The organism is Pseudomonas sp. MD195_PC81_125, assembly GCF_014060985.1.
Lineage (GTDB): Bacteria > Pseudomonadota > Gammaproteobacteria > Pseudomonadales > Pseudomonadaceae > Aquipseudomonas > Aquipseudomonas parakoreensis.
Genome location: NZ_JABULD010000636.1, coordinates 1 through 1,386, shown reverse-complemented (window position 1 = coordinate 1,386; position 1,386 = coordinate 1). Strand labels below are relative to the sequence as shown.

Below are 1,386 nucleotides of genomic sequence, written 5' to 3'. Positions count from 1 at the left end.
TTGCCAGCGATAGCGATGGATCAGCCAACATTGATTTTTGACTGTGCCGACGCAATCGCTGGCAAGCCAGCTCCCACAAGGGTTCTGCGGTATTCGTCAGATCCCGGCCAGCGCCAGATCCATCGCAAAGTAAGTGAAGATCAGGTCCGCACCCGCGCGCTTGATTGCGCCCAGGCTCTCGCGCACCACGCGATCCTCGTCGATTGCACCGGCCTGCGCGCCGAACTTGATCATCGCGTATTCGCCGCTGACCTGATACGCCGACAGCGGCAGGTTCGAGCTTCACGGATGTCGCGGATGATGTCGAGGTACGCTCCGGCCGGTTTGACCATCAGCGCATCGGCGCCTTCCTGCTCGTCGAGCAGCGATTCGCGCAGGGCTTCACGGCGGTTCATCGGGTTCATCTGATAGCTTTTGCGATCACCCTTCAGCGCGCTGCCGCCGGCCTCGCGGAACGGGCCATACAGCGCCGAGGCGAATTTGGTCGAGTAGGCCATGATCGGAATCTGGGTGAACCCGGCGGCGTCCAGCGCCTGGCGGATCGCCCGCACCTGACCGTCCATCGCTGCCGACGGCGCGATCACGTCAGCACCGGCACGCGCCGCCGCCACGGCTTGCTTGCCAAGGTTGATCAGGGTCTGGTCATTGTCGACTTCGTGGTTGTGCATCACGCCGCAGTGGCCGTGATCGGTGTATTCACAGAAGCAGGTGTCGGACATCACGATCATTTCCGGCACTGCGTCCTTGGCAATCCGCGACATGCGCGAGACCAGGCCGTCTTCGCGCCAGGTGTCGCTGCCATTGGCGTCCAGATGATGGGACACGCCAAACGTCATCACCGACTTGATCCCGGCACGGGCGTAACGCTCGATTTCGCCGGCCAGCTTGCGCTCGGGAATGCGCATCACCCCCGGCATGCTCTTGATCGGCACAAAGTCATCGATTTCTTCTTCGACGAAAATCGGCAGCACTAGATCATTCAGGCTGAACTCGGTTTCCTGGAACAGGCTGCGCAGGCTCGCATTGCGGCGCAGACGGCGGGGACGTGCTTCGGGGAACTGGCTGGACATGAGGCTTTCCTGAAATCGGAAGATGAGACGAAAGTCGTAGGGGGCGAAGCTTATGCCTTCGCCGGGCGCAGGTACAAACCTGGATCAATCAAGACAGCATTACCGGGTACGCAATAATCCGTCAGGCAACACACGTTCACTGTAGGAGCTGCCGCAGGCTGCGATCTTTGACCTTCAAAAATCAAAAGATCGCACCTGCGGCAGCTCCTACAGGGGATTTGTGTGGGGTTACGAGGGAATGGTCAGGCCTCGAACAACCGCCGGCCGCGCCAGAAACCGCTCCAGCACCCGGGTCACATTCGGGAAATTGCTGATC

General features: G+C 60.5%; 2 pseudogenes. Both read right to left on the bottom strand.

The window, feature by feature from the left end:
* Nucleotides 1-96 precede the first annotated feature (96 nt).
* Nucleotides 97-1,070 (bottom strand): annotated as a pseudogene (gene hemB, locus HT737_RS25335) (porphobilinogen synthase).
* Nucleotides 1,071-1,298: 228 nt separating this feature from the next.
* Nucleotides 1,299-1,386 (bottom strand): annotated as a pseudogene (locus HT737_RS25330) (glutathione S-transferase); the annotation flags it as partial.